At 69.1% G+C, this 25589-nt stretch carries 16 protein-coding genes; 8 read left to right on the forward strand and 8 right to left on the reverse strand.

Going from position 1 to position 25589, the window contains the following annotated elements; genetic code table 11:
- Positions 1–20 precede the first annotated feature (20 nt).
- Entirely contained in the window at positions 21–830 is an 810-nt protein-coding gene (locus tag ACVCMC_RS12970; protein WP_395121310.1) for an alpha/beta hydrolase, read from the reverse strand.
- Between the two features lie 238 nt (positions 831–1068).
- Here ACVCMC_RS12970 and ACVCMC_RS12975 point away from each other — a divergent pair, with 238 nt between their 5' ends.
- Both ACVCMC_RS12975 and ACVCMC_RS12980 read left to right on the forward strand, forming a co-directional pair.
- A complete protein-coding gene (locus ACVCMC_RS12975) occupies positions 1069–5397 on the forward strand; it encodes a DEAD/DEAH box helicase (protein WP_447097578.1) in 4329 nt (1442 codons plus the stop codon).
- Entirely contained in the window at positions 5397–5555 is a 159-nt protein-coding gene (locus ACVCMC_RS12980; protein WP_447097579.1) for a hypothetical protein, read from the forward strand. The genes ACVCMC_RS12975 and ACVCMC_RS12980 overlap by 1 nt, the downstream gene beginning before the upstream one ends.
- A gap of 60 nt (positions 5556–5615) precedes the next feature.
- Here ACVCMC_RS12980 and ACVCMC_RS12985 read toward each other — a convergent pair whose 3' ends face one another.
- The 4 genes from ACVCMC_RS12985 to glk all read right to left on the reverse strand — a co-directional run bounded on the left by ACVCMC_RS12985 (position 5616) and on the right by glk (position 13155).
- On the reverse strand, positions 5616–6686 hold the full coding sequence (locus ACVCMC_RS12985; protein ID WP_447097580.1) for an acyltransferase family protein: 1071 nt from the start codon (positions 6684–6686) through the stop codon (positions 5616–5618).
- A 31-nt stretch (positions 6687–6717) separates the two neighbouring features.
- Positions 6718–9030, reverse strand: coding sequence for a beta-N-acetylhexosaminidase (locus ACVCMC_RS12990; protein WP_447097581.1), 2313 nt, complete (start codon positions 9028–9030; stop codon positions 6718–6720).
- A gap of 145 nt (positions 9031–9175) precedes the next feature.
- Positions 9176–11905, reverse strand: a complete 2730-nt coding sequence (locus tag ACVCMC_RS12995; protein ID WP_447097582.1) for a TonB-dependent receptor — start codon at positions 11903–11905, stop codon at positions 9176–9178.
- 137 nt (positions 11906–12042) lie between these two features.
- A complete protein-coding gene (gene glk / locus ACVCMC_RS13000; protein WP_447097583.1) occupies positions 12043–13155 on the reverse strand; it encodes a glucokinase in 1113 nt (370 codons plus the stop codon).
- A 431-nt stretch (positions 13156–13586) separates the two neighbouring features.
- Between glk and ACVCMC_RS13005 the strand changes: the two genes are divergently transcribed.
- Together ACVCMC_RS13005 and ACVCMC_RS13010 are read left to right on the forward strand one after the other, a co-directional pair.
- Entirely contained in the window at positions 13587–14876 is a 1290-nt protein-coding gene (locus ACVCMC_RS13005; protein WP_447097584.1) for a sugar MFS transporter, read from the forward strand.
- Between the two features lie 122 nt (positions 14877–14998).
- Positions 14999–16045, forward strand: coding sequence for a LacI family DNA-binding transcriptional regulator (locus ACVCMC_RS13010; protein ID WP_395120906.1), 1047 nt, complete (start codon positions 14999–15001; stop codon positions 16043–16045).
- A gap of 30 nt (positions 16046–16075) precedes the next feature.
- On the opposite strand, the gene ACVCMC_RS13015 is transcribed toward ACVCMC_RS13010, so the two are convergent.
- Positions 16076–17680 (reverse strand): S10 family peptidase, encoded by a 1605-nt coding sequence (locus tag ACVCMC_RS13015; protein ID WP_447097585.1) that lies wholly within the window; start codon positions 17678–17680, stop codon positions 16076–16078.
- A 207-nt stretch (positions 17681–17887) separates the two neighbouring features.
- Here ACVCMC_RS13015 and ACVCMC_RS13020 point away from each other — a divergent pair, with 207 nt between their 5' ends.
- From ACVCMC_RS13020 to ACVCMC_RS13030, 3 genes are all read left to right on the forward strand, one after another.
- Positions 17888–19735: a tetratricopeptide repeat protein gene (locus ACVCMC_RS13020; protein WP_447097586.1), complete on the forward strand. Its 1848-nt coding sequence runs from the start codon at positions 17888–17890 to the stop codon at positions 19733–19735.
- Entirely contained in the window at positions 19732–21567 is a 1836-nt protein-coding gene (locus ACVCMC_RS13025; protein ID WP_447097587.1) for a tetratricopeptide repeat protein, read from the forward strand. The genes ACVCMC_RS13020 and ACVCMC_RS13025 overlap by 4 nt, the downstream gene beginning before the upstream one ends.
- A gap of 283 nt (positions 21568–21850) precedes the next feature.
- Positions 21851–22660 carry a c-type cytochrome gene (locus tag ACVCMC_RS13030; RefSeq protein WP_447097588.1) on the forward strand — a complete coding sequence of 270 codons (810 nt, stop codon included), beginning with the start codon at positions 21851–21853 and terminating at the stop codon, positions 22658–22660.
- A 67-nt stretch (positions 22661–22727) separates the two neighbouring features.
- Here the strand turns inward: ACVCMC_RS13030 and ACVCMC_RS13035 are convergent, their stop codons facing one another.
- Complete coding sequence (locus ACVCMC_RS13035) at positions 22728–23606, reverse strand: NmrA family NAD(P)-binding protein (protein ID WP_447097589.1); 879 nt, start codon at positions 23604–23606, stop codon at positions 22728–22730.
- Positions 23607–23707: 101 nt separating this feature from the next.
- Between ACVCMC_RS13035 and ACVCMC_RS13040 the strand changes: the two genes are divergently transcribed.
- Entirely contained in the window at positions 23708–24610 is a 903-nt protein-coding gene (locus tag ACVCMC_RS13040; protein WP_447097590.1) for a LysR family transcriptional regulator, read from the forward strand.
- Between the two features lie 67 nt (positions 24611–24677).
- Here the strand turns inward: ACVCMC_RS13040 and ACVCMC_RS13045 are convergent, their stop codons facing one another.
- The gene (locus tag ACVCMC_RS13045; protein ID WP_447097591.1) at positions 24678–25535 is read right to left on the reverse strand and encodes an EamA family transporter; all 858 of its coding nucleotides are present in this window, start codon (positions 25533–25535) and stop codon (positions 24678–24680) included.
- Between the last annotated feature and the right edge of the window lie 54 nt (positions 25536–25589).

The raw sequence follows: 25589 nt of genomic DNA on the forward strand, positions 1-25589 counted from the left end.
GATCGGGCACGCGCGTTTTCTCAACGAGGCAACTGCCGACCCAGCCAGTCGCCCAGTTGCATCAGCACCTGGCCGCGGCCCGGTTCGGTTTCGTTGAACAGCTCGTGGTACAGCGAGGCGAAGAAGCGCGTGGTCAGTTGGCCGCTCGATGCCGCCGCCCTGGCGAAGGCACGGCTGCCGGCGGGGTCGACCAGTGCGTCGCTCTCGGCCACCAGCAGCAGGGTGGGCACGGCCAGCTCGGCGGCATCGGCGATGCAGGCGGCGCCTTCGCGGAAGATGAAATCGGCCAGCCGCGGGGTGATCCAGCCGTGGCGCAGCGGATCGGCGCGGTAGTCGGCGGCTACCTGCGGATCGTGCGACAGCTTGCCGGCATCCAGCCCGTTGCGCAGCGGCAGGTTCGGCAGCCAGCGGCCGAGTATCGCGGCCAGCCGGATCATCTGCGGCGATTCGTGAGTGCGCAGGGCCGGCGAGGACAGCACCAGCGCCGGCGGCGCCAGCGCGCCGTCGAGCACGGCGCGTGCGGCCACCAGACCACCCATGCTGTGGCCGAGCAGCAGCGGCTGGTGCGGCGTGGCGCGCGCGTACTCCTGATAGACCGCCGCCAGGTCTGCCAGCAGGTCGTCGCGATGGCGCAGCGCGCCGCGCCGCCCGGGCGACTGCCCGTGGCCACGCTGGTCGTAGCCGCGCACGGCATAGCCGCGCTGGTTGAACCACGCGGCGACGCGATCGTAACGGCCGCTGTGTTCGCCCAGGCCATGCACGAACAGCACGGCCCCGCGCGCCCCCTGTCGCGGCCAGTCGCGCAACAGCAGGCGCTGGCCATCGGCCATGGTCTGCCAGCTGGTGACTCCGGTTTCCTCGCTCCGCGAATCCGATGGCGCCTGCACCGCTTCCTCCCGTTCGATCACCGTCCTGCAGCGCCTCCACGCGATGCGCCGATGGAGCGCGAATACTGACATGCCCGCGCCGACCGCGCACCGCTGCGCGCCGGTTGCGACGGCAGCCGCGGCCCCCATATATGATCGGGTGTCCCACTCCCCGCCACCGCCCCGACCGGTGCCGCCGCGCATGGACTCCCGAATCCTCGAAGCCTTCCACCCGGCGGTCGCCGCCTGGTTCCGCCGCAGCTTCGCCGCACCCACCGCGGCGCAGGCGGCGGCGTGGCCGTCGATCCGCGCCGGCCAGCACACCCTGGTCGCCGCGCCGACCGGCTCCGGCAAGACGCTCACCGCCTTCCTCGCCGCCATCGACGAACTGGTGCGCGAGGGCGTGGCGCACGGCGGCGTGCTGGCCGACGCCACCACGGTGCTCTACGTGTCGCCGCTGAAAGCATTGTCGAACGACATCCATGTCAATCTGGAAGCGCCGCTGGAAGGCATCCGCGCGGAGCTCGAGAAGCTCGGCCTGCCCGACGTGGCGATCCGCACCGCCGTGCGCACCGGCGACACCCCGCAGGTCGAACGCAACCTGCTGCGCAAGCAGCCGCCGCACATCCTGGTGACCACGCCGGAGTCGCTGTACGTGTTGCTCGGCTCGGCCTCGGGCCGTTCCATGCTGGCGGGCGTGCGCACGGTGATCGTCGACGAGATCCACGCCATCGCCGGCAGCAAGCGCGGCTCGCATCTGGCCTTGTCGCTGGAGCGGCTGGCGTCGCTGTGCCAGCGGCGCCTGCTGCGGATCGGCTTGTCGGCGACGCAGAAGCCCATAGAAAAAGTCGCCGACTTTCTGGTCGGCGCTCAGCACTCCCTTCTCCCCGAGGGGGAGAAGGAAGATCCCTGCACCATCATCAACACGGGCCACACCCGCCCGCGCGACCTCGCCATCGAAGTCCCGCCCGTCCCGCTGGAAGCGGTGATGTCGAACGACAGCTGGGAGCTGGTCTACGACCGCCTCGCGCAGCTGGTGCACGCGCACCGCACCACCCTGGTCTTCGTCAACACGCGGCGCATGGCCGAGCGCGCCGCGCGGCACCTGTCCGAACGGCTCGGCAAGGAGCACGTCGCCGCGCATCACGGCAGCCTGGCCAAGGAGCTGCGGCTGGATGCGGAGCAGCGGCTCAAGCGCGGCGAGCTGAAGGTGCTGGTGGCCACCGCGTCGCTGGAGCTGGGCATCGACATCGGCGAAGTCGACCTGGTCTGCCAGCTCGGCTCGCCGCGCTCGATCGCCGCGTTCCTGCAGCGCGCCGGCCGTTCCGGCCACAGCATCGACGGCACGCCGAAGGCGCGGCTGTTCCCGGCGACGCGCGACGACCTGATCGAATGCACCGCCCTGCTCGACTGCGTGCGCCGCGGCGAACTCGACGCGCTGGTGATGCCGCCGCAGCCGCTGGACGTGCTGGCGCAGCAGATCGTCGCCGAGGTCGCCTGCGCCGAGTGGGACGAGGACGCGCTGTACGCGCTGGTGCGCCGCGCGTACCCGTACCGCGATCTCGCCCGAGCCGATTTCGACGCAGTTGTGCGCATGCTGGCCGAAGGCTTCACCACCCGCCAGGGCCCGCGCGCGGCGTACATCCATCGCGACGCGGTGAACCGCCAGCTGCGCCCGCGGCGCAGCGCGCGGCTCACCGCGCTGACCTCCGGCGGCACCATTCCCGACACCGCCGACTACAAGGTGGTGCTGGAACCGCAGGCGATCATCGTCGGCACGGTGAACGAGGATTTCGCGGTCGAGAGCATGGCCGGCGACATCTTCCAGCTCGGCAACGCCAGCTACCGCATCCAGCGCGTCGAGCGCGACCGGCTGCGTGTGGAGGACGCGCACGGCGCGCCGCCGAGCATTCCGTTCTGGCTGGGCGAGGCACCGGGGCGCAGCGACGAGCTGTCGTTCGGCGTGTCGCGTCTGCGCGAGGAGATTTCCGCACAACTCGATGTCGGCGGTCTTTCCGCCGCCGTCGCGTGGCTGCGTAATCAACTCGGCCTCGACGAGGCCGCCGCGCAGCAGCTGGCCGACTATCTTTCCCGCGCGAAAGCCGCGCTCGGCGTGCTGCCCAGCCAGCACACGCTGGTGCTGGAACGTTTCTTCGACGAGTCCGGCGGCACCCAGTTGGTGATCCACACGCCGTGGGGCAGCCGCATCAACCGCGCCTGGGGGCTGGCGCTGCGCAAGCGCTTCTGCCGCCAGTTCAACTTCGAGCTGCAGGCGGCGGCGACCGAGGACGCGATCGTACTGTCACTTTCCACCAGCCACAGTTTTCCGCTGGAGGAGGTGGCGCACTACCTGCACTCGGCCACCGCCGAGCACGTGCTGGTGCAGGCCCTGCTCGACGCGCCGCTGTTCCCCGCGCGCTGGCGCTGGAATGCGGTGACCGCGCTGGCGCTGCCGCGCTTCACCGGTGGCAAGAAAACCCCGCCGCCGCTGCAGCGGATGAAGAGCGAGGACCTGCTCGCCGCGGTGTTCCCCGATCAGGTCGCCTGCCTGGAAAACATCGTGGGCGAGCGCGAGGTGCCGGATCACCCGCTGGTCAACCAGACCCTGCACGACTGCCTGCGCGAGGCGATGGACGTGGACGGCCTGCTGGCGATCCTGCGCCAGCTGGAGGCCGGCGAGATCGCCATCGTCGCACGCGACCTCACCGCACCCAGCCCGCTCGCCGCCGAGGTGTTGAACGCGGCACCGTACGCCTTCCTCGACGACGCGCCGCTGGAGGAGCGCCGCACCCAGGCCGTGCAGACGCGCCGCTGGAACGACGCCGACAGCGCAGACGATCTGGGCCGGCTCGATCCCGAGGCGATCGCCGCCGTACGCGAGGAAGCCTGGCCGCAGGTGCGCGACGCCGACGAGATGCACGAGGCGCTGACCTTGCTGGGTTTCGTCACCGCCGATGAAGTCGCCGCCAACCCCGACTGGAACGAGCGACTGCAGGCGCTGGCGAAGGCGAAGCGCGCCACCCGGCTCGGCGATGTGTGGACGTCTGCCGAACAACTTCCGCTGTGGCAGGCGCTGCATCCTGCGGCATCGATGCAACCGCCGATCGCCGCACCCGCCGAATACGCCGCGCAGCCCTGGACGCGCGAGGACGCGCTGCTGGAACTCGTGCGCCACCGCCTCGGCGGACTCGGCCCGGTCACCGTGAACGGATTGGCGCAATCCCTCCACGTCGAGACCGGCGAAGTCGAGCAGGCGCTGCTGCGGCTGCAGTCCGAAGGCTACGTAATGCAGGGCCGCTTCACCGCCGACGCCGGTGACACCGAATGGTGCGAGCGCCATCTGCTGGCACGCATCCACCGTTACACCATCGGCCGGCTGCGCCGCGAGATCGAGCCGGTCAGCCGGCGCGCGCTGATGCGCTTCCTGTTCGACTGGCAGCACGTGTCGGCGGCCACCCGCTTGAACGGCCCCGATGCGCTGGTCGCCACGCTGGCACAGCTGGAAGGTTACGAGGCCGCGGCCGGCGCGTGGGAAGCGGAGATCCTGCCAGCGCGCGTGGGCGATTACTCGATCAGCTGGCTGGACGAGCTGTGCCGTTCCGGCCGCATCGCCTGGAGCCGGCTGCGCAGCGGCGGCGGCGGTGGTGGCGGGCCGGTGCGCAGTACGCCGATCGTGCTGCTGCCCCGCCGGGAGATGGCCGTCTGGACGGCCGTCGCCGCGGGCGAGCCGCAGGACATCCTGCTGTCGTCGCGCGCCCAGGCCGTGGCCGAGGCGTTGCGCGAGCATGGTGCGCTGTTCTTCGACGAGTTGCTGGTTGACACCCGCCTGTTGCGGCCGGAGCTGGAAGACGCGCTGGGCGAGCTGGTGGCCGCCGGCCGGATCAGCGCGGACAGCTTCGCCGGTCTGCGCGCCCTGCTGCTGCCGGCGGCGAAACGCGACGGCACACGGCACCGGCGCATGCGCCGGCACGCATTTGGCGGGATCGAGGATGCGGGGCGCTGGGCACTGGCGCGCGGCCCGGCCACGGACGCCAAGGCCGGGCCCGAGGCGATTGAACATATTGCGCATACCCTGCTGCGCCGCTACGGCGTGGTGTTCTGGAAGCTGCTGGAGCGCGAGGCGCCGTGGCTGCCGTCGTGGCGCGAGCTGCTGCGCGTGTACCACCGGCTGGAGGCGCGCGGTGAAATCCGCGGCGGCCGTTTCGTCGAAGGCCTGGTCGGCGAGCAGTTTGCCTTGCCCGAGGCCATCGCGCCGCTGCGCGCAGTGCGCCAGCGCGCGGACGACGACGAGCTGGTCTGCGTCAGCGGCAGCGATCCGCTGAACCTGGTCGGCACCGTGCTGGTCGGCGACAAGGTGCCGGCACTGGCCGGCTCGCGCGTGCTGTACCGCGACGGCATGCCGATCGCCGCGCTGGTCGGCGGCAAGCCGGTGGCGCTGATCGAGCTGTCCGCCGCCGAATGGCAACGCGCGCGTGCGGTATTGCTGCGCCACCCGTCGGCACCGGATGCCACGGTACGGCAGGCATCCTGATGGGCTGCCTGCCGGTGCTGCTGCTGTTTCCGCTGGGCGCGGGCGTGGGCTACCTGGTCGGTGGCGACGTCGGTGCGTTGTGGGGCGCCGGCCTCGGCGTGGTGCTGGGCCTGCTGCTGATGGGCCTGCTGATCCGCGCCATGCGCCAACGCCGGTGAACCGGTAGGGCGGGCACCGCCCGCCGCTTTCGGCGAAAAGCCCGGCGGGCAGTGCCCGCCCTACAGCTTGAGGTAGATGCGGCGCCGGTCCATGGCCCACACCACCAGCCACCAGAACGCCACGAACACCACGGCGAAGGCCAGCGACGGCACGCAGGGTCCGAAGCGCGGCGTCATCCAGTCGGCGAACACGGCGCGGTACCACGTCGCCTGGCCCAGGGCGGGCAGCACGATCTGCATGACCTCCGAGCCGGCATAGGCGGCGATGGCGTTGACGCCGAAGCGCCGCCCCAGCGGTGGCCAGCCACGGCGCTCGACCAGCCAGTGGAAGGCCAGCAGCGCCAGCACGGCCCAGCCGGCCGTCCACAGCACGAACGAGGGCGTCCACAGGTTCTTGTTGAACGGCAGCACCAGCGACCACCCCGCACCGAGAGCCAGCGACAGCAGACCGCCCAGCCCCAGCGCCTTGAGCCGCCCGCGCCGCAACCAGCAGCCCGCGCGCAGGCCGAGCAAGGTGGTGGCCAGCGCCGGCAAGGTGCTGAGCAGGCCTTCCGGATCGTGCCCGCGACCGCTGAGCGGATCGATCGACCAGACATAGTGGCCGAACACCGCGCTGTCGGTGCGGCTGGCGAGATTGGCCCACGGCGCCAGCGTGCCGCCGAGTTCGAGCAGCCCCCAGTAGCCGAGCAGCAGCAGGGCGATCGCGCACCATTGCGTGCGTGGCCGCGTGTGGATGGCGAACAGCGCCACCGCGGCAAAGCACACGCCGATCCGTTGCAGCACGCCGGGGATGCGCATGCCGCGATCCGGCAGCAGCCACGTCGCCAGCAGGTTGATGGCCAGGCCGAGCAGCACGATGCGCGCGGCCCGCCACATCGCCGCGCGGGTCAGCTCGGCGGCGGACGCACCCCGCTCCAGCCGCGGCAGGATCGCCAGCGCCACCGACACGCCGACCACGAACAGGAAGAACGGAAAGATCAGGTCGGTCGGCGTGCAGCCGTTCCACTGCGCATGCTCCAGCGGCCAGTACACGTGGCCCCAGTCGCCCGGGTCGTTGACCAGCAGCATCGCGGCCACCGTGCAGCCGCGCAGCGCGTCGAGGGAGGCGAGGCGTGTGGACCGCGCGCTCATGCCACGCCGCCGCACCGTGCATGCGACGCGCTCATGGCGTGGCCTGCAGCGACACCTTCTCCAGCGCGTACAGCGCCCCGTCGATCGGCGCGGTGTAGATCAGGCACAGGCCGTGTTCGCCGCTTTGCGCAGGCAGCTTCGCGTCGAGCCTGAAGCGCCGCGGGCCGTGCGCGGGATCGGGCAACGGCATCGACGCCAGCACCGGTCCGTCGCAGTGATCGACATGCACCACCAGTTCGCCGAACGGCGTGGCGTGCGGGCGCGACACCACCAGCTTCTGCTCGTGCGCCAGCGCGAAGTTGCGCGGCAGGCGCACGGCGTCGACGTGGATCGCCGCGACGCCATCCATGCGCGTGGCGGGGAACAGCTGGCAGCTGTCGAACACGTTCACCGCGTAGACCGGCTGGGTGCTGGGCGCATCGGGCGACGGCTGCACGCGCAGGCGGAAGTCGCTGCCGGGGCAGTTGGGCAAGGTGTTGCCCGCAAGGCTCAGCAACCCCGCGCGGCTGAGCACCCGTTCACGCGGCGCAGCCAGCGCGCTGCCGTCGGCGGCGAAGCTGGCGGCACGCACGGTCACCGGCAGGGTCACGTTGAACGGCGCCTCGTAGCGCGGCGAGACCGGGGTGGGCGCGCTGCCGTCGAGCGTGTAGCGGATCGCGCCGAACCCGGTCGGGCTGGCCAGCGTGACGGTGGCACGGCCGGTGGCCAGCGCCACGTTGCGATCGGTGGCGATCTCCACCGCGAAGGCGCCGTCGGCGTAGGAAATCTGCTGGGCGCGGTAACGCGCGAGCTGGCCGGGCAGGCGCGACAGGAAGTCGCTCCAGTCGCGGCGGGCGTCCGGCGACCAGGCGACTTCGGCCAGCGCATCCAGCCGCGGGAACGCCGCGTGCTCGACGTGGGCGAAACCGGGCATGTGCTCGGTCCAGAAATTGGCCTGGACGCCCAGCACGTGTTTCGCCTGGTGCGCGTCGAGCACGCCGGGAATGGCCTGGAAACCGTACACGTCCTGCAGCGATTCCACGCCGAGGCGGCCGGCGTACTCGTCGGCCAGCGCGCTCTGCACGTGGTCGAAATAGAGGTCCGGCGCGGGCGACATCACCACGTCGTGGCCCAGCAGCGCGGCCTTGATCGCGCCGTCGATGCCGCGCCAGGACATCACGGTGGCGTCGGCCGGCAGCTTGTCGCCTTCGAGGATCTCGTCCCAGCCGATCAGCTTGCGGCCGTGCTGCTGCAGGTACCGGCCGATGCGGCCGATGAACCAGCCCTGCAGGGTGTTCTCGTCGCGGATGCCGAGCGCGCGCATCTTCGCCTGCACCGCGGGCGACGCCTGCCATTGGTCCTTGATCGCCTCGTCGCCGCCGACGTGGATGTAGGTCGACGGGAACAGCGCCATCACCTCGTCGAGCACGTGGTCGATGAAGGCGAAGGTGGCATCGTCGACGTTGTACAGATACGGGTTCACGCCCCAGTCGACGGACACCGCGGGACGCTTGCCGGTGACGCCGAGCTGCGGATACGAGGCCACCGCGGCCTGCGCGTGGCCGGGCATGTCCAGCTCCGGCACGATGGTGATGTGGCGCGCGGCGGCATAGGCCACCACGTCGCGGATCTCGTCCTGGGTGTAGAAACCGCCGTAGCGCTGCGGCTCGCCATCCCTGCCGGCGTCCGGCGGCGTGCGCCACGCGCCGATCCTGGTCAGCTCGGGATAGCGCTTGATCTGGATGCGCCAGCCCTGGTCGTCGGTGAGATGCCAGTGCAGCACGTCGAGCTTGTGCTGGGCCATCTGGTCGAGCAGGGTTTTTACTTCGGCCACGCTCTGGAAATGCCGCACCGAATCGAGCATCACGCCGCGCCAGGCGAAGCGCGGCCAGTCGCGGATGGACAGCGCCGGCACGTCCACCGCGCCGCGCGCGGCATCGGGCGTGAGCAGCTGATACAGCGTGACCACGCCGTGGAACAGGCCGGCGTCGTCGCGCGCGCTGACGCGGATGCCGTGGGTGTCGACATCGAGCGCATAGCCGCCGGCCTGCGCCACCGGCGCCTGTGGGTCGCGCCGCAGCACGATGGCGCGTTTCGCGCCGCCGCCAGGCTGCAGCGTCAGGCCGCGCGTGCGCGAGAGCAGGTCGATCAGGTAGTGCGCGGCCTGCGTGGTGGCCGGGTCATGGTCGGCCACCACGATGGTGGTGGCGGCGTCGACGCGGAAGCTGCCGTCGCCCGGCACGAGTTGCGCAGGCAGCGGAATCAGCGAGGGCGCTGCGGCCGTCGCGCTTGCCGGCGGCAGTGGCAGCAGCAGCATGAGCAACGCGAGCAGGCAGTACAGGGTCGGCAGGCATCGACGGGTCATCCGCATTCTCCGGTGCGCGCTCGCATGGTGCCATGCAGGGCCACCATGCGACGCCAAAAAAAAGCGGGCCCGCCAACCAATGCCGGGGCCCGCACGGGGAGGGTGTCGGCGCGCCGTCCGTGGCGCGCCATGCCGCGGCGTTGCGTCAGAACTTGAAGCGGAGGTTCAGGTAGTACTGGCGACCGTTGATGTAGGTCGAACGCGGCTGGATGCCGTAACCGTCGCCCTTGACGTAGTAGCGCAGCTTCGGGCTGTTGAGGTTGAGGCCGTCCAGCGACACCGACATCCAGTCGTTGATGCTGTAGCCCAGCGACGCGGACAGGTAGCCGGTGCCCTGCATGTAGAAGAAGCCGCCGCGGTCCGGGCCGGCGAAGTACGACGAGCGGTAGGTGTAGCTCACCCGCGCGTTGAACTTGTCGTTCTCGAAGAAGGCCGATGCGTTGGCGGTGTTCTTCGAGGTGCCCTGCAGGTCCTGCCCGTTGTCGGCGTTGCCGGTGGCGTAGGTGTAGTTGAGCGCCGCGCCGAAGTTGTCGCCGATCGGCTGCTGGTAGTTCAACTCCACGCCGCGCACCTTGCCGTCGACGTTGCTGGGGATGTTCACCTGGTAGGCCGAGTAGACATCGTGCCCTGCCGCCGTGCTGGCCGGCATGTCCTTGTACAGGCGCGACTCGGAAGCGAAGGTGACGTAGTTCTGCAGCGACATCTGGTACACGCCGGCCGACAACAGGCCGCGCGGCGCGAAATACCACTCCAGGTCGGCGTCGAAGTTGGTCGAGATCAGCGGCTTCAGGTTCGGGTTGCCGCCGCTGCCGGTGTGGCCGGTGTCATCCAGCGACACCGTGCCGGCCAGTGCCGAGTAGTCCGGCCGGGTCAGCGTCTGCGACACCGCCACGCGCGCCAGCACGTCGTCGGTCAGGTTGAACTTCAGGTTGGCGCTGGGCAGCGCCTTGCTGTAGCTGGCGTTGTTGGTGTTCCAGTAGTAGCCGGCCGGGAAGAACGCCGAGCCGAGGATCGGACCCTGCACTTCGGTCTCCTGCGGCGAGGTGCTGGTGTAGTTCACCGCCTGCTTGGTGTGCACGTAGCGCACGCCCACGTTGCCGCTCCAGCGGTCGCCGATGAAGTTGGCCTGCAGGTAGATCGCGCCGTCCTTCTCGTTCACCTTGTAGATGTCGTTCGGGTACAGCCGCTCCGGCCCGCGGTTGGCGTACTTCGAGTCGTAGGCGGCCAGGTCGGCCTGCGAGTAGTACCAGATATTGGTCGGGAACGAGCCGCCCAGCGAGCTGCCGAAATCACCCGGGTAATGGCCGAAGCTGGCGGGGAAGTTGGCCGGGTTGCTCCAGTCGCCACCGTTCGGTCCCTGCGCGAACGCATAGGGGTTCTCGCGCGTGTGGTCGGCGTAGCGCACGCCGAACTGCAGCGAGGCCAGCGTGCTGTCGTCGAAGTCCAGCTCGCCGTCGATCTTGCCCCAGTTCTCCTTGTCCTCGACGTTGATGCCGCCTTCGCCGAAGATCCAGTTGGCGCTGACGCCCGAGGCCGCCGGCGAGCTGTTGTCCGGCCCCAGCGACCAGTTGACCGGCTTGCCGGTGCCGCGGAAATCCCATGCGGCGCCGGTGCCCGGCGCGGTGTTCAGTTCCAGCACGTCCTGCTTCGGGCTGGAGCCTTCGCCCTTGGTGGTGCCGAGCTGGGCCGAGAAGCTCAGGCGGTCGCTCGCGCGCCAGTCGACGTCGGCGGTGAAGAAGCGGGTCGAGGCGGAGGCCTCGCGCGAGATCTGGTCGTAGATGCCGTAGTTCGTCGCGTCGTTGCTGGGCGAGAAGACGGCATTCGTCAACGTGTTGTTGGCCACGACGTAGCCGGGCTGGAGGTTGGTGGCGCCGTGCACGAAGTGGGTGGCCCACATCATGTAGTTGCGGTTGAAGTTGTTGGCCTTGAGCTTGCTGTAGAAGCCGTTCAGGTTGACCGTCACGTTGTCGGTCGGCTTGAACTGCACGTCCACCGACCCGCCGGTGCGCTTGCGCTTCTGGGTGAACAGCACGTTGCCGATCAGGCTGGGGAAGTAGACGCCGTTCAGATCCGGGTGCGCGGCGACGATGGCGTCGGTGCTCTTGAGCTGCTCCAGGCCGAGCACTTCCTGGCCGTTGCGCTGCAGGCTGCGCTCCTCGTAGAACGCCTGCGCCATCACGCCGAAGGTGCCGGCGTCGTTCTTCCAGTTGAACAGGCCGCTGAACTGCGGCTTGGTGGTGCCGGGCAGGTCGGAGTAGACGCCGCCGACGGACGCGTGCACGGTCACCGGCTTGTCGAACTGCAGCGGCTTGCGGGTGATGATGTTGACGGTGCCGGCCGCGCCGCCCTCGACCAGGCGCGCCTCGGAGGTCTTGTTCACCACCACCTCGCTGACGATCTCCGCCGGCAGCAGGCTGTAGCTGACGCTGCGGCCCACGGTGGCGGTCTGGTTGAGCACGAACCAGTCGCCGGTGCCGATGTTGTGGCCGTCGACCAGGGTCTGGGTCATGCTGGGCGCGGTGCCGCGCAGGCTGACGCGGTCGTTCTCGTCGAAGCCGCCTTCGCCCGCGCTGGAGGTGCCGACGCTGACGCCGGGCAGTCGCTGCAGCGTGTCGGCCACGTTCTTGGCCGGCAGCTTGCCGATGTCCTCGGCGGTGACCACCTCCACGTGCGCATCGGCGGCCTTCTTCAACGCCAGCGATTCGGCCTCGCTGTCGCGGATGCCGGTGACGGTTACCGTGGCCAGTTCCTTGACGTTGGTCTTCTTCGGCTGGTTGGCGTCGGCCGCGGCCGTGCTGTCCTGCGCAAACAACGCACCGGAGACGCACAGACCGGTGATGATGCTGGCGGCGAGCAATGTCTTGCGATGGTTCATGGTGTTCCTCCCCTCAAGAGGCTGGATCGAATCAGGACCGGCGTGGATGCGGTCGCGGACTGTGGGTGACGCGTGGTGGCGGTGGACAGCGGACAACGACGGTGGGCGTGGCGCCGTGCTGCGGGATCGGGCTCATCTCAAGCTCCTTGCCTGGGGTTGCGCCCTTCATCCAGAAACCAGCCTGCGGCGCCGATGACACCAAGCTGGCCGTGCTCAATCAGTCGAACCGGAACCTGTTGCAGCCAGGCGCGCATGACGCCCTTGTTCAAATAGCGCTCGGCAAACGTGCTCGCCAGCAGGAAGTCGTGGATGCGCGGCAGGATGCCGCCGGCCAGGTAGATCGCGCGGGCGCCGTAGAGCAGGCCGAGATCGCCGACGAAGCTGCCGAGCAGGCCGCAGAAAATCTCCAGCACTTCGCGGGCGACCGGGTCGCGGCCTTCCAGCGCCGCGGCGGTGACTTCGGCCGGCGTGCTCCAGCGCGGCGCGCGGCCGTGCAGTTCGGCCAGCGCGCGGTAGAGCTTGAGCAGGCCCGGCCCGGACAGCGCATCCTCGAACGAGACGTGGCTGCGCTCGCGACGCAGCAGGCGCAGGATCTCGATCTCGCGCTCGGTGCCCGGCGCCAGCGAGATCTGTCCCGCCTCGGTGGCCAGCACGCGGGCGCGCGGCGAGCCCGGCAACAGCACCGCCGAACCCAGCCCGGTGCCCGGACCCATCACCAGCACCGGCCCCGGCGGCGGTGCGGGCGCCTCGATGATGCAGCGGGTATCGGCCGCGTCGAGGAACTGGGTGGCATAGGCCACCGCCTCGAAGTCGTTGATGACGGCCAACTGCCGGATGCCCAGCGCGTCGCGGATCGCGCGGATCGACACCGGCCAGGCCAGGTTGCCGTTGACGATCGCGTCGTCCAGCACGTAACCGGCGCAGGCCACCGCGCATTCGCGGATGCCGGCGGCCGCGGCCGCGTGCGGCGTGTGCGCCAGTTGTGCGACGAAGTCGCGCAGCATCGCGGCGAGGTCGGGCCACTCGGCGCAGGCGTAGCGGCGGAAGTGCAGCACGCTGACCGGGCCGTGCGCATCGCCGCAGCCGCTGACCAGGCCGACCCGCGCATGCGTGCCGCCGACATCGGCAGCGAGGAACGGCTGCGCCGCCTCGCCGTCCGACGCCGCAGATACCCGCTCCGACGACGCCGCAGCAACCGGCACGGTGGTCGACGGCGACACGGCATGGCGCTGGTTGGCGACTTCCCCCACGGACGATCTCCCGAAACTCCGCTGCGATCCCGACGCGTGCGCCGGTCACTCGGCGCGGCCGCACGCCGGCCTGATGGAGGGCGAGTCTGTGGTCAAGATGACAACGTTGTCAACTGTGATCGTCGTCCAATTTCGCGACGCGGCTGTGGCGTCGCAGCAAAGCTGTCATGGCAACCTGCGAGGTTGCTTCAAGTGTGCGCCTGGAGGCTTTGTGCAAGCCATATTCGTGGCAGCCTGGCGGCCCGGACCACCTGTTGCACTGCCGCAACGATGCGATCCGAACGGCGGTGGATGCGCTCGACCATCCGCCGCAGCGATGTCCCGTCGCCGGCGTCGATTGACAACGTTGCACTTTTTGCGGAATAAGGAGACATTCCTGTCAGCACGGCCAGCCGGCCGCAGCGACACGGCACCCGGGGAGATCCACCACCATGAGCACCACACTGGCGGCCGCGCCGTCCCGGCAGCAGCAACTCGGGCCGATGCTGATCATCGGCCTGCTGTTTTTCATCTTCGGCTTCGTGACCTGGCTCAACGGTCCGCTGATCACCTTCGTCAAGCTGGCGTTCCAGGTCGAGGACGCCTATGCGTTCCTGGTGCCGTTCGCGTTCTACATTTCCTACCTGGTGTTCTCGCTGCCCGCCTCGATGATCCTGCGCCGCACCGGCATGAAGAAAGGCATGGCGCTGGGCCTGTTCGTGATGGCGGTCGGCGCCGTGCTGTTCGGCCAGTTCGTCAGCCTGCGCGTGTTCGCCGGTGCGCTGACCGGGCTGTTCGTGATCGGTGCCGGGCTGTCCTTGCTGCAGACCGCATCGAACCCGTACATCAGCATCCTTGGCCCGATCGACAGCGCCGCGCAGCGCATCGCGTTCATGGGCATTTGCAACAAGGTGGCCGGCGTGCTGGCGCCGTTCGTGTTCGGCGCGCTGGTGCTCAGCGGCATCGGCAGCTTCGGCGAGCAGGTTGCCGCGGCGCCCACCGTCGAGGCGCGCGAGGCGCTGCTGAACGCCTTCGCCGGCAAGGTGCACACGCCGTACATGGTGATGGCCGGCCTGCTGGTGGTGCTGGCGATCTGGATCGCGCGTTCGTCGCTGCCGGAGATCACGCCGGAAGGCGCCAACAGCGAGCGCGCGATCGGCCACGGGCACGGCAGCATCTTCAGCTTTCCGCACCTGTGGCTGGGCGTGCTGTGCCTGTTCCTCTACGTCGGCGTGGAGGTGATGGCCGGCGACGCGATCGGCACCTACGGCGCCGGCTTCCACCTGCCGCTGGACCGCACCAAGGTCTTCACCGCGTTCACCCTGAGCGGCATGCTGGCCGGCTACCTGGTCGGCCTGGTGCTGATCCCGCGCTACATCTCGCAGCAGCGTTACCTCGCGGTATCGGCGGTGCTCGGCGTGCTGTTCTCGATCGGCGCCTACCTCACGAACGGCTACGTCTCGGTCGGCTTCGTCGCCGCGCTGGGCTTCGCCAACGCGATGATGTGGCCGGCGATCTTTCCGCTGGCGATCAAGGGCCTGGGCGACCTCACCGAGCGCGGTTCGGCGCTGCTGATCATGGCGATCGCCGGCGGCGCGGTGGTGCCGCAGCTGTTCGTGCACCTGAAGCAGCACATCGACTTCCAGCTCGCCTTCACCGTGCTGATGGTGCCGTGCTACCTGTACATCCTGTACTTCGGACTGGCCGGCCACCGCGTGGGCCAGCGGCGCGCGGCACCGTGATCGCGCCGTTCGCCAGTCCCGGGGCCATACGCTAGGATGCACACGCCGCCGCACACCGGCTGTGCGGCGGTGTCGGCACATGGCGCTGCCGGCGCCCCACTCACGATGCACGAGGTCCAGCGGTGCGCAGCGCCACCATCAAGGATGTCGCGGAACGGGCAGGCGTCTCGCTGAAGACGGTGTCGCGCGTCATCAACAACGAGCCCTCGGTGCATGCGCGCACGCGCGAGCGGGTGCAGCAGGCGATCGACGCGCTCGGCTACCAGCCCGACCCCACCGCGCGCAGCCTGCGCAGCACGCGTGCCTATGCGATCGGCCTGGTCTACGACAACCCGAACGCGCACTACATCATCAACCTGCAGCGCGGCGTGCTGTCGGTGTGCCGCTCCAGCGGCTTCGGCCTGCAGATCCACCCCTGCGATTCCTCCTCGCCGACGCTGGCCGAGGAGCTGTGCACGCTGGTGCGTCGCTCGCACCTGGCCGGGCTGGTGCTGGCGCCGCCGATGTCCGAGCAGCCCGCGCTGATCCAGGCGTTGAGCGACGCCGGGATTCCGTTCATCCGCATCATCTCCGCGCGCAAGGACCCGCAGGATGGCTACCCCTGCGTCTACGTGGACGACCGCGACGCGGCTTACGCGATCACCGAACACCTGATCCAGCTCGGCCACCAGCGCATCGGCTTCCTGTGGGGCGGGCGCGAGCACCGCTCCAGCCCGGAGCGCTACCAGGGCTACGAGGATGCGCTGAAGGATTACGGCATCGCGCTCGACCGCAAGCTGATCCTGCCCGGCGATTTCACCTTCGACGACGGCTTCCGCGGCGCGCGCAAGCTGCTGGCGCTGAAGGACCGGCCCACCGCGATCTTCGGCTCCAACGACGAGATCGCCGCCGGCGTGCTGGCCGCGGCGCACTCGGACGGCATCAACGTGCCGTACGAGCTCTCCATCGCCGGCTTCGAGGACAGCCCGTTCTCCAAGCAGTCCTGGCCGGCATTGACCACCGCCCGCCAGGCCACCGAGGAGATCGCCCGCCACGCCGCGCAACGCCTGATCGGCGACCTGCAGCGCGCCGCCCACGGCGAGCCGGCGCAAGGCACCAACGAGGGCTTCAGCCCGGAACTGGTCGTGCGCGGTTCCACCGCGCCGCGGCACACCACCTCACGGCGCTGAACAGCCGGCCATCGCCCCCAGGGCGGGCGATTACTTCACGTTGTCGGTCTGCTCGATGAAGCGGGCGACGTTGTCGTGCAGCAGCTTCAGCGACGGCGCGTGCGCGTACACCATGTGGCCGGACGGATACCACGCATAGCTGATGTTGGCTTCGAGGCTGGCCGGGATCGGCAGGTGGTGCATCTCGTAGTCGGCGGCGAAGTAGGGCGTGGCCAGATCGTAGTAGCCGCCGTTGAGGTAGACCTTGAGACCCGGATTGGTCTTCATCGCCATCGCCAGGTCCGGCATCACGTTGGTCGAGGATTGCAGCGCCTCGCCCTGGACGCCCGGCGCCTTGTGCGAAAAGTCCCAATGGTCGATGTCGGCAAACAGCCGGTACTGTCGGCCCTGGCCGAACTTCAGCTCGCGCCGCACGTAGTCGTTGAACGCGGACACGTAGGCCGAGCTGATCGCCGAGGATTGCGGATCGTATTCGGAAGCCTTGCCCAGCGGATCGATCGTCGGGCCGGAGAAGCGCGTGTCGAGCCGGCCGGTGGTGGTGTCGTCGCCCGCCTGGAGCTCGTGCTCGAACATGCCGCCGCTGACGCGCAGGTTCGCCTTCAGCAGGTACGCCACCGGCAGCCCGGTGTACTGGTGCAGTTTCTCCGCCACCGCCTGCTTGCGCGCCTCGGGCAGCCGCGAGCCGGCCATCAGCGCCTGCGCGTACTCGCCCAGCGCGTACTGCTCCACCTCGCGCAGGAACGGCTCCAGCGCGGCCGGCTGCTGCGGCAACTTGTGGTGGTAGAACGCGGTGGCGGCGAAGGTCGGCAACGCCAGCTCATACGGCAGGTCGACGCCCGGATTGAACTCCGGCCCGTCGATGCTGGTGTCGAAATTGAGGATCTGCGAGAGCAGGATCACGCCGTTCAAGTCGACGCTGTCCTCGTTCTCCAGGATGTTGGCCAGCACCGCCGAGCGGGTGGTGCCGTAGCTTTCGCCGAACAGGTACTTCGGCGAGTTCCAGCGGTCGTACTTCGACAGGAAGCGGGTGATGAACTGGGCAAAGGCATGCGCGTCGCCGTCGACGCCGTAGATCGCCTTGCGCCGGTCCTTCATCTGCTCCTCGCGCTTGGCCTTGTCCTCGTCGTTCGCGATCAGCCGGCTGAAGCCCGCGCCGGGCGCATCGATGAACACCACGTCGGAGGCATCGAGCAGGCTGTAGTCGTTGTTGACCAGCTGGTACGGCGCCGCCGGCGTGTGCGTGTCGTCGCTGGTGACCACCCGCCTGGGCCCGAACGCGCCCATGTGCAGCCACACCGTGGCCGAGCCGGGACCGCCGTTGTAGATGAAGGTGACCGGTCGCTTGCCGGCATCGACGCCCTTCTTGAAATAGGCGACGTAGAACATGCTGACCTGCGGCTCGTCCTCCTTGTCGCCGCTGCCGTGCAGCACCAGCGTGCCGGCCACCGCCTTGTAGTCGACCCGCTTGCCCTCGACCGACACCGACCCCTCGCTGGTCGAGGACTGCGGCTGCACCAGCGCCGCGTCGGGTTTCGACTCGGGGGTCGCCTTGTCGTCCTTCTTGTCCGTGCCGGCAAAGGCCGTCGAGGTGAGCAGCAGCGCGGCAAGCACCGCGGCGAGGGGAAGTTTGCGCATGGGCTGGCATCCGGCAGGCGAAGCGCCGAGCTTAGGCTCCACCCCGGCCGGCCTTCATCCGCCAGAAGTCATTGCGCAGGAACTTGCGTGGCTGCAAAAGCCGCGGCCACGGACTGGCCGAAGGCAGCGGAAAGCCCCGCGATCTATGCCAGAATGCCGCCGCGGAACGGGCAGGGACGACGCGCTTTCGCGACTCGGCGCATGCCCATGGCCCAGCGGGGATTCTGGCGAGAGATCAGGCGCCGCCACGTGTATCGCGTGGCGGCTGCGTATGCCATTGTCGGCTGGCTGCTGATCCAGGTGGCGACGCAGGTGCTGCCGGTGTTCCACCTGCCGGACTGGATCGATCAGGCGGTGGTACTGCTGATCCTGCTCGGCTTCCCGATCGCGCTGGTGCTGGCATGGGCATTCGATGCCACGCCCCGAGGTATCGTGCGCACGGACGGCACCATTGGCACCGATTCGATGGCGCCATCACCGGCGCGCCACGCCGGCGTCGCGGTCGGCCTGATCGGCGTGCTGGTCGCCGCCATCGCGGGACTTGGCTGGTGGCATTTCCAGCACGACGCCAGGCAGCCGATGCAGGGTGTCGCGGCAGCATCCACGTCGACGGTTCGCGCCAACCCGCCGACGGCCGGGCCATCCGCGAGCGCATCACTCGCGCCAACACTGCCCGCCAAGTCCATCGCGGTGCTGCCGTTCGTCAACATGAGCGGAGATCCGAAAAACGACTACTTCAGCGACGGCATCACCGAGGAAATCCTGGACGCGCTGGCGCAGTTGCCGCACCTGAAGGTCGCCGCGCGCACGTCCGCTTTTGCGTTCAAGGGCAAGGCCGAGGACTTGCGCAAGGTCGGCGACGTGCTGGACGTCGCCACCGTGCTGGAAGGCAGCGTGCAGAAGTCCGGCGACGAGGTGCGCATTACCGCGCAGCTGATCGACACGCGCAGCGGCTACCACCTGTGGTCGGAGAAATACGATCGCAAGTTGACCAGCATCTTCGCGGTCGAGGATGAAATCTCCCAGGCGATTGCCGACAAGCTGAAGGTGCAGTTGGCGGGCGGGAGCGGCCAGTCGCTGGTTCCGCAAAAAACCGGTGATCCGCGCGCACACGATGCCTATCTGCGCGGGCTCACCTTGCTGGCCGCACGTTCGGTGGGGGAAGCCGTTGATGCGTTCCGGCAGGCCGTGGCGATTGACCCGGATTACGCGCAAGCCTGGGCATCGCTGGCCGAAGCGCATGCGTTACTGCCGGCATACATGCCGGTGTCGATGCAGACCGCCGATGCCGATTCGCTGGCCGCCGCGCAACATGCGCTTGCGCTGAATCCCGATGTGGCGTTGGCGTATGTCGCGCAGGGCATCGTCTACACCAACCAGATGCATTGGGCCGAGGCCGATCGCGTGTTCCGTCGCGCGCTGGCGCTGGCGCCGGGTGACGCCGAGGCGATGGATCAATACGCGCAGTTCCTGTACGCAGCCGGGCAGCTCGTACCCGCCCTGGCCGAGATCGAGCGCGCGCTGCAGCGCGATCCGCTTTCCGGCGTCAGTGGCGCGGTGCGCGCGCAGCTCCTGTTCGCGTTGCATCGCAACGATGAGGCCTTGAAGCAGATCGAGGGCACCCTGGCCGCGCATCCCAATGGCGTGCTGGAACATCGCATCGCGGTGTGGGTGTATCTGTCCTCGCATCGTTACCCCGAAGCGGAACGGCAGATGCGCCTGTCGAGCCCGCGTCATTCCGATGTCAGTGCGCTGTTGGTACGCGGCATCGCCGATCCGCATTTGCGTGCGAGTGCGGTCGAGTCCCTGGAGACTTCCCCTGCACTGGACAACCTTCGCCATGACGCCATCGTGCATGCCGTGTTCCTCGTCGCGCTTGGCCAGAATGAGCGCGCCCTGGCCATGCTCGACGAATTCGCGCTGAACGGCGACAGCACGACGCCGCAACTGTTGTGGTATCCGGCGTTCGATCCGATCCGCGACGATCCTCGCTTCAAGGCGATGCTCAGGAAGATCGACCTGCCCTACACCCCATGGAAATCCGCCACGCCATGAGCGCCCGGTCGTCGCTATTCGCCGAACTCAAGCGCCGCAACGTATGGCGCGCGGCCATGCTCTACGCGGGCACGGTGTGGGCGTTCGGGCAGGGCCTGTCGCAGTTCAGCCCGGCGGTCGGGTTGCCGGACTGGGCGACGCGGTGGTTCCTGATTGCGGCGGCCATCGGGTTCCCGTTCTGGATCGCGTTCGCGTGGTTCTATGAATTCACGCCTGAAGGCCTGAGGCGCGAGAGCGAGATCGCGGCGGGCGATTCCATCGCGCACGCCACTGGCCGCAAGCTGGACAAGTGGATCATCGGCGTGCTGCTGGTCGCGGTCGTGCTGCTGCTGACAAATACGTTTGTATGGCGCAAGGGCGCGGGATTGGGCGACGATCCGGGGCTCATCGTTCCGGCAAAATCCATCGCCGTGCTGCCGTTCGAGGATTTGAGTCCCGCCCACGATCACGGCTATTTCTCCGCCGGCATGGCCGAGGAACTGTTGAATGCGCTGGCGCGCGTGCAGGATCTGCGCGTCGCCGGGCGCGCCTCCTCGTTCTATTACGGCGACCACAATGCCGACCTGCGCACGATCGGCAAGGCGCTGGATGTGGCCAACGTGCTGGAAGGTTCGGTGCGCACGCAGGGCCAGGCGGTGCGGATCAGCGTGCAACTGATCCGCACCCGCGACGGTTTCGAGGCATGGTCGCAGAGTTACGACGGCAACCTGGACAACATCTTCGACCTGCAGGAGCGGATCGCCCGGGCGATCACCGAGCACCTGAAAGTAGTGCTGGGCGATGTCGGCAACACGCGGCTGGTGCCGGTGGCCACCCGCAGCGCGGACGCGTACGCGGATTTCATCACCGCGCAGGAACTGGTGAATCGCCGCGTGGGCGACAGCCTGCCGCGCGCGATTGTCTTGTTGCAGCAGGCGACGACACTCGATCCGGGCTTCGCGCGCGCCTGGTCCAAGCTCGCCGTGGCCAACGCGGTGCTGCCGCAATATGTGGCCGGTGACTGGAACGCGAGCTGGAAGACATCCGACGATGCCGCCCATCGTGCATTGGCGCTCGATCCGGGCGATGCGGAAGCCTATGCCGCGCTCAGCTACAACCAGTTTTCGCAGCGCCACTACACGGCCATGGTGGAACCGATGCAGCGGGCGCTGAAGCTGGCGCCGGAGAACTCCGCGGTCAACTACTGGGCCGCCAACGAGTTCGCCGCGATGGGCCGCACCCGCACCGCAGAGGCGCGCATCGATGCGGCGCTCGTCGACGATCCGGCCAATCCCCTGCTGCTGTTCTACAAGAGCATGCTGCGCTGGCGCGAAGGCGATCAGGCCGGCGCGCTGGCCTACGTCCATCGCGCCGGCGTGGCGGATTCGGCGTTCGGCGCGTTGATGCTGGAGTTCTACGATGCCGCGCACGGCGACGTGCAGGCTTCCGCGCGGGACTTCGCAAGCTCCACCAGCGAGATGGGCACGAAGATTTCCCGCGCGGATTTGCAGGAGATCTACCGCGGCACCTACGGCGATGCCGCACAACGCCAGGCCGCATTGCAGATCGTCGCCACGCACGCCGATGACAATTGGGCGCCGACCATGCTGCTGCAACTCGGCGCACCGGCGCGTTCATTCGATCTGTATGAGCACGGCCACAGCGGCCTGTCCGATGCCTACCTGAACTGGCTGTGGCAGCCGGAACCGTGGTCGCGGAAGGCGCGCCGCGATCCCGCCTTCCAGGGCTTTGCGCAACGCCTCGGCATGCTCGCGTACTGGAAGCAGTACGGCTGGCCGGACCTGTGCAAGCCCACGCCGGCCCCCGGTGCGCAGGCATTTGTTTGCTCATGAACCCGGCCGCCCGGCTTTGTGACCGATAGCGCCAGCTCACGCCGGCGCAGCGTGGAGTTTTTCAACCGGCAAGGGGAACGACATGCGAATCGAAGGCAGGAAGTGGACGACGCTCATCACCACCGCTCTTCTGTGCCAGGTGTTCCCGGCGGTCGCGACCCACGCTCCGGTCAGCCGGGAATCGCCAGACGCGGAGATTGGCGCGGCCGAGGCATGGGCGTTTCCGCGATTTCCGCCGCCGGACCCGCACGCGCCGAAGTCCGACCCGGCCAGAATCATTCACGTGGCGGGCAGCACGCGCCGTTACACGCAGGCGCAACTGGACGTCGAGCACTTCGTTCCCGACTGGTTCCCGCAGGACCATTCGGCCGCGCCACCGATCGTCACCGTCGATCGCCGGCCCGGCTGGCCATGGCCGTGCGCGGAATGCCACATGGTGAATGGCGCCGGCGTTCCCGCGACTGCGCAGATCATGGGTTTGCCGAAGGGCTACATCCTCGAACAGGTGGCCGCGTTCCGGCACGGCCAGCGCGGGGCGAGCGCGCCGCGCACCACGCAGGACATGGCCGACGAGGCGCGCAGCCTCAGCGACGACGATCTGCAGCTCGCCGCCGGCTATTTTTCGCGGCTGAAGTTCGTGCCGCATACGCGCGTGGTCGAAAGCGCGAACGTGCCGAAGACCCACTGGATGGATTTCGTGCAGGTGCCGGACCAGGATGGCGCGCGCGAACCGCTGGGCGAGCGCATCGTCGAGGTACCGGAGTCTTTCGACGACTATCGACACGGCAGCGGCCGCACCCGCTATGTCGCCTACGTGCCGCCCGGCAGCATCGCGCGTGGCGCGGCGATCGCGGCCAACGGCAGCGGCGCGGCGCCAGCATGCGAGTCCTGCCACGGCGCCAGGCTGCAGGGCACCGACGCCGTCCCGCCGCTGGCCGGACGCTCGCCGACCTACATCGTGCGCGAGCTGCTCCTGTTCCGCGCTGGCCAGCGTTCGAATCCCGCCGCCGCGCCGATGCGGCTGGAAGCCTCGCAGCTGACCGTCGACGACATGATTGCGGTGGCGGCGTATGCGGGATCGCGCACGCCATGAGGTTCACGCGGAACGGGGCGCGGATGGCGCCCCGTGTGTCCGCGCCGTTCGCCCGTCGCCCATGCGCTTACCCCGCCTGCCAGGCCGCGGCCAGTTCGACGGCAAGATCGCGGTAACGGCGCGGCGGATGCCCGAGCAGGCCAGTGAGGATTTCCGCCGCGCCAGGTTTGCCGAGCATGCCGTCGACATGGAACCGCGCCAGCATCAGGCGCAGGTCATGGGCTGCCCAGGACGGCATCAGGCCGGCCATGAAAGCCTCCCAGGCATCAAGGTCGCTGCCCGCAGGCGTCACCGGCCTGCCGAGCACGCCGGACCAGATCGTCGCCAGCGCATCGCCGGTCAGCACGTCCGGCCCGCTGATCTCGATCACCTCGCGCGGCAGCGGCGCCGCCGCTCGCGCGCGACGCAGCAGCGCGGCCACCGCGACCTCGGCGATGTCGCGCACGTCGACCATCGCCACGCCGACACTGCCGATGGGCATGCCGTAGCGGCCCTGTTGCAACAGGCCGTCGCGAAGCATCGCGTCGTTCTGCATGAAGTAGGACGGGCGCAGCACGGTCGCCGGCAGGTCGAACTGCTCGATCATCCGCTCCACCGTGTATTTGCCGGTGAAATGCGGCACGTCGGTGTATCTGTCGCTGTTGAGCACCGACAGATACACGATGCGTTTGATGCCGGCCTCGCGCGCCAGGCTCAGCGTGCCGATGGCCTGGGTCACTTCATCGGCAACCACGGCGTTGAGCAGGAACAGCGTGTCGGCCTCCTTCAGTGCGGCACGCATGGAGGGAATGTCGGTCATGTCGCCCTTGACCGCGATGACGCCGTCGGGGAACGACGCCTGGTCCGGGTTGCGCGTCAGCGCATGGACGCTGGCGCCCTGTGCGGCCAGGCCGCGGACGACGAGGCTGCCGATGGTGCCGGTGCTGCCGGTGACGAGAATGTTCATGGGGATCTCCTTCGAGGTGGTGGACAGCGCCATCCTGATGTTTCACGAAGCGTCCCGATAGCCGCATAATCTGGACATCCCGTCTCGCTCATGGAACACCCGTGGATCTGCTCGCCCTGGCCGATTTCAACGACGTGGCGCGACACGGCGGCTTCGGCCGCGCCGCCCGGGCCACCGGCCGACCCAAGGCCACGCTGTCGCGACGGGTACGCCAGCTGGAGGATGCGCTGGGCGTTCGCCTGTTCGAGCGCGGCGGCCACACGCTCCGGCTGACGCCGGAGGGACGCGAGCTGCAGGAACGGACGCAGTCGCTGCTGGAACACATCGACGAAGTGGGCGAGGCGTTGCGCGGGAGCATCGGCACGCCACGCGGCCGTCTGCGCATCAGCGCGCCGGTGCTGTTCGGCCAGCGCGGCCTGGGCCGCATCGCCGCGGACTACGCGCTCGCCTACCCCCAGGTGCAGCTGGAAGTGGTCACCGAGGATCGCTTCGTCGATCCGGTGGATGACGATTTCGACCTGATCATCCGCGCCAACCCCGACCCCTCGACCGACTTGGCCGGCCGCTGCTTCCTGCGCGACGTGATGGTGGTCGTGGCCACGCCGTCACTGCTGCGGCCAGCGGGAAGAAGTGACGCCGTGGTGCCCGCGATCACGTTGTCGCGCACGCCGCCCGATGCGACCTGGCAGCTCAGTCGCGCACGCAGCGTGCGCCGCATCGCCACGCATACGGTGCTGCGTCTGTCGTCGATGGCGATGATCCACGATGCGGTGCTCGCCGGCGTGGGCGCCGCCGCGATGCCGCGCTCGCTGGTGCAGGCCGACATCGATGCGGGCCGGCTGCTCGACTGGGGCGTGCTCGCCGGACGTCCGGTCGAAGTCTGGGCCCTGTACCCCTCGCATCGCCACCTGAGCGCCCGCGTGGCCGCCTTCGTGAAACTGCTGCTGGACCGCTTCGAAAATGCCTCACCGGGTGCGTTCGCCCGACTCGCGAGCGCGAGATGAAGCGGCGTCGATGATCCGGCCGACCCGGTGGCCGGCCGATAGGCAAAGTCGACAGGCAGGCGACCCGTCAACCGCGCGCCAGCACCCCGATCGCCACCGCCGCCAGCGCCACGCCGGCGAGGTTGAGCCGGCTCAGCCGTTCGCGGAACAGCAGCAGGCCGACCAGCGCGCCCAGTGCCACCACGCCGATGTTCATGCTGGCGAAGACCAGCGCCGGGTGGTCGGGCAAGGCGCGGTGGCCGCGCAGGTAGAACAGGATGTTGCCGAAGTTGGCCAGCCCCAGCAGCAGGCCGGCCGCCGCGCTGCGGGCGGTGAAACGGGTGGTGCCGCGGGCGCGCCGCCACAACTGCATGGCGAAGGCGACCAGCAGGGCGAGCGCGAACATCGCCTGCAGCGAGGTACCCAGCGCCACGCCGGCGAGGGCCACGCGCTTGAACAGGATGTCGATCACGCCGAAGCCGGCGAACACCAGCAGCGGATACAGCCAGCCGGCCGCGCCGGGATCGGCCGGCGAGCGTTCGCTGCGCCAGACCATGCCCAGCAGGGCAAGCAGGCCCAGCGCGATGCCGCCGAGCTTGAACGCGGAGAGTTGCTCGCCGAACAGCACGAACGCGGCCAGCAGGGAGAGCAGCAGCGACAGCCGCTGCGCCGCATCGCTGCGCACGATGCCGGCGTGGCGCACCGCCGCGGCCAGCGCGAGGAAGATCGTGGGCAGCAGGACGCCCAGCGCAACCAGTGCCAGCCACGGCACCTCGCCGCCGCGCAGGCTTGCCGGCGACGGCTGCAGCAGCAGCGCGGTGAGCGCGCTGGTGGCCACGTAGTTCCAGGCGATCGCCTGGCCCACGTCGATGCGCCAGCGCCGCGCCAGCTTCAGCAGCACCGACACCGCCACGCTGCACAACACGCTCAACAGCACGAAGAACATCCGACCCTCCCGCGACAAACAGCGCGCATTGTGCCGCAAGCGGCACGCGAGTCA

The organism is Rhodanobacter sp. UC4452_H20 (genome assembly GCF_052978205.1).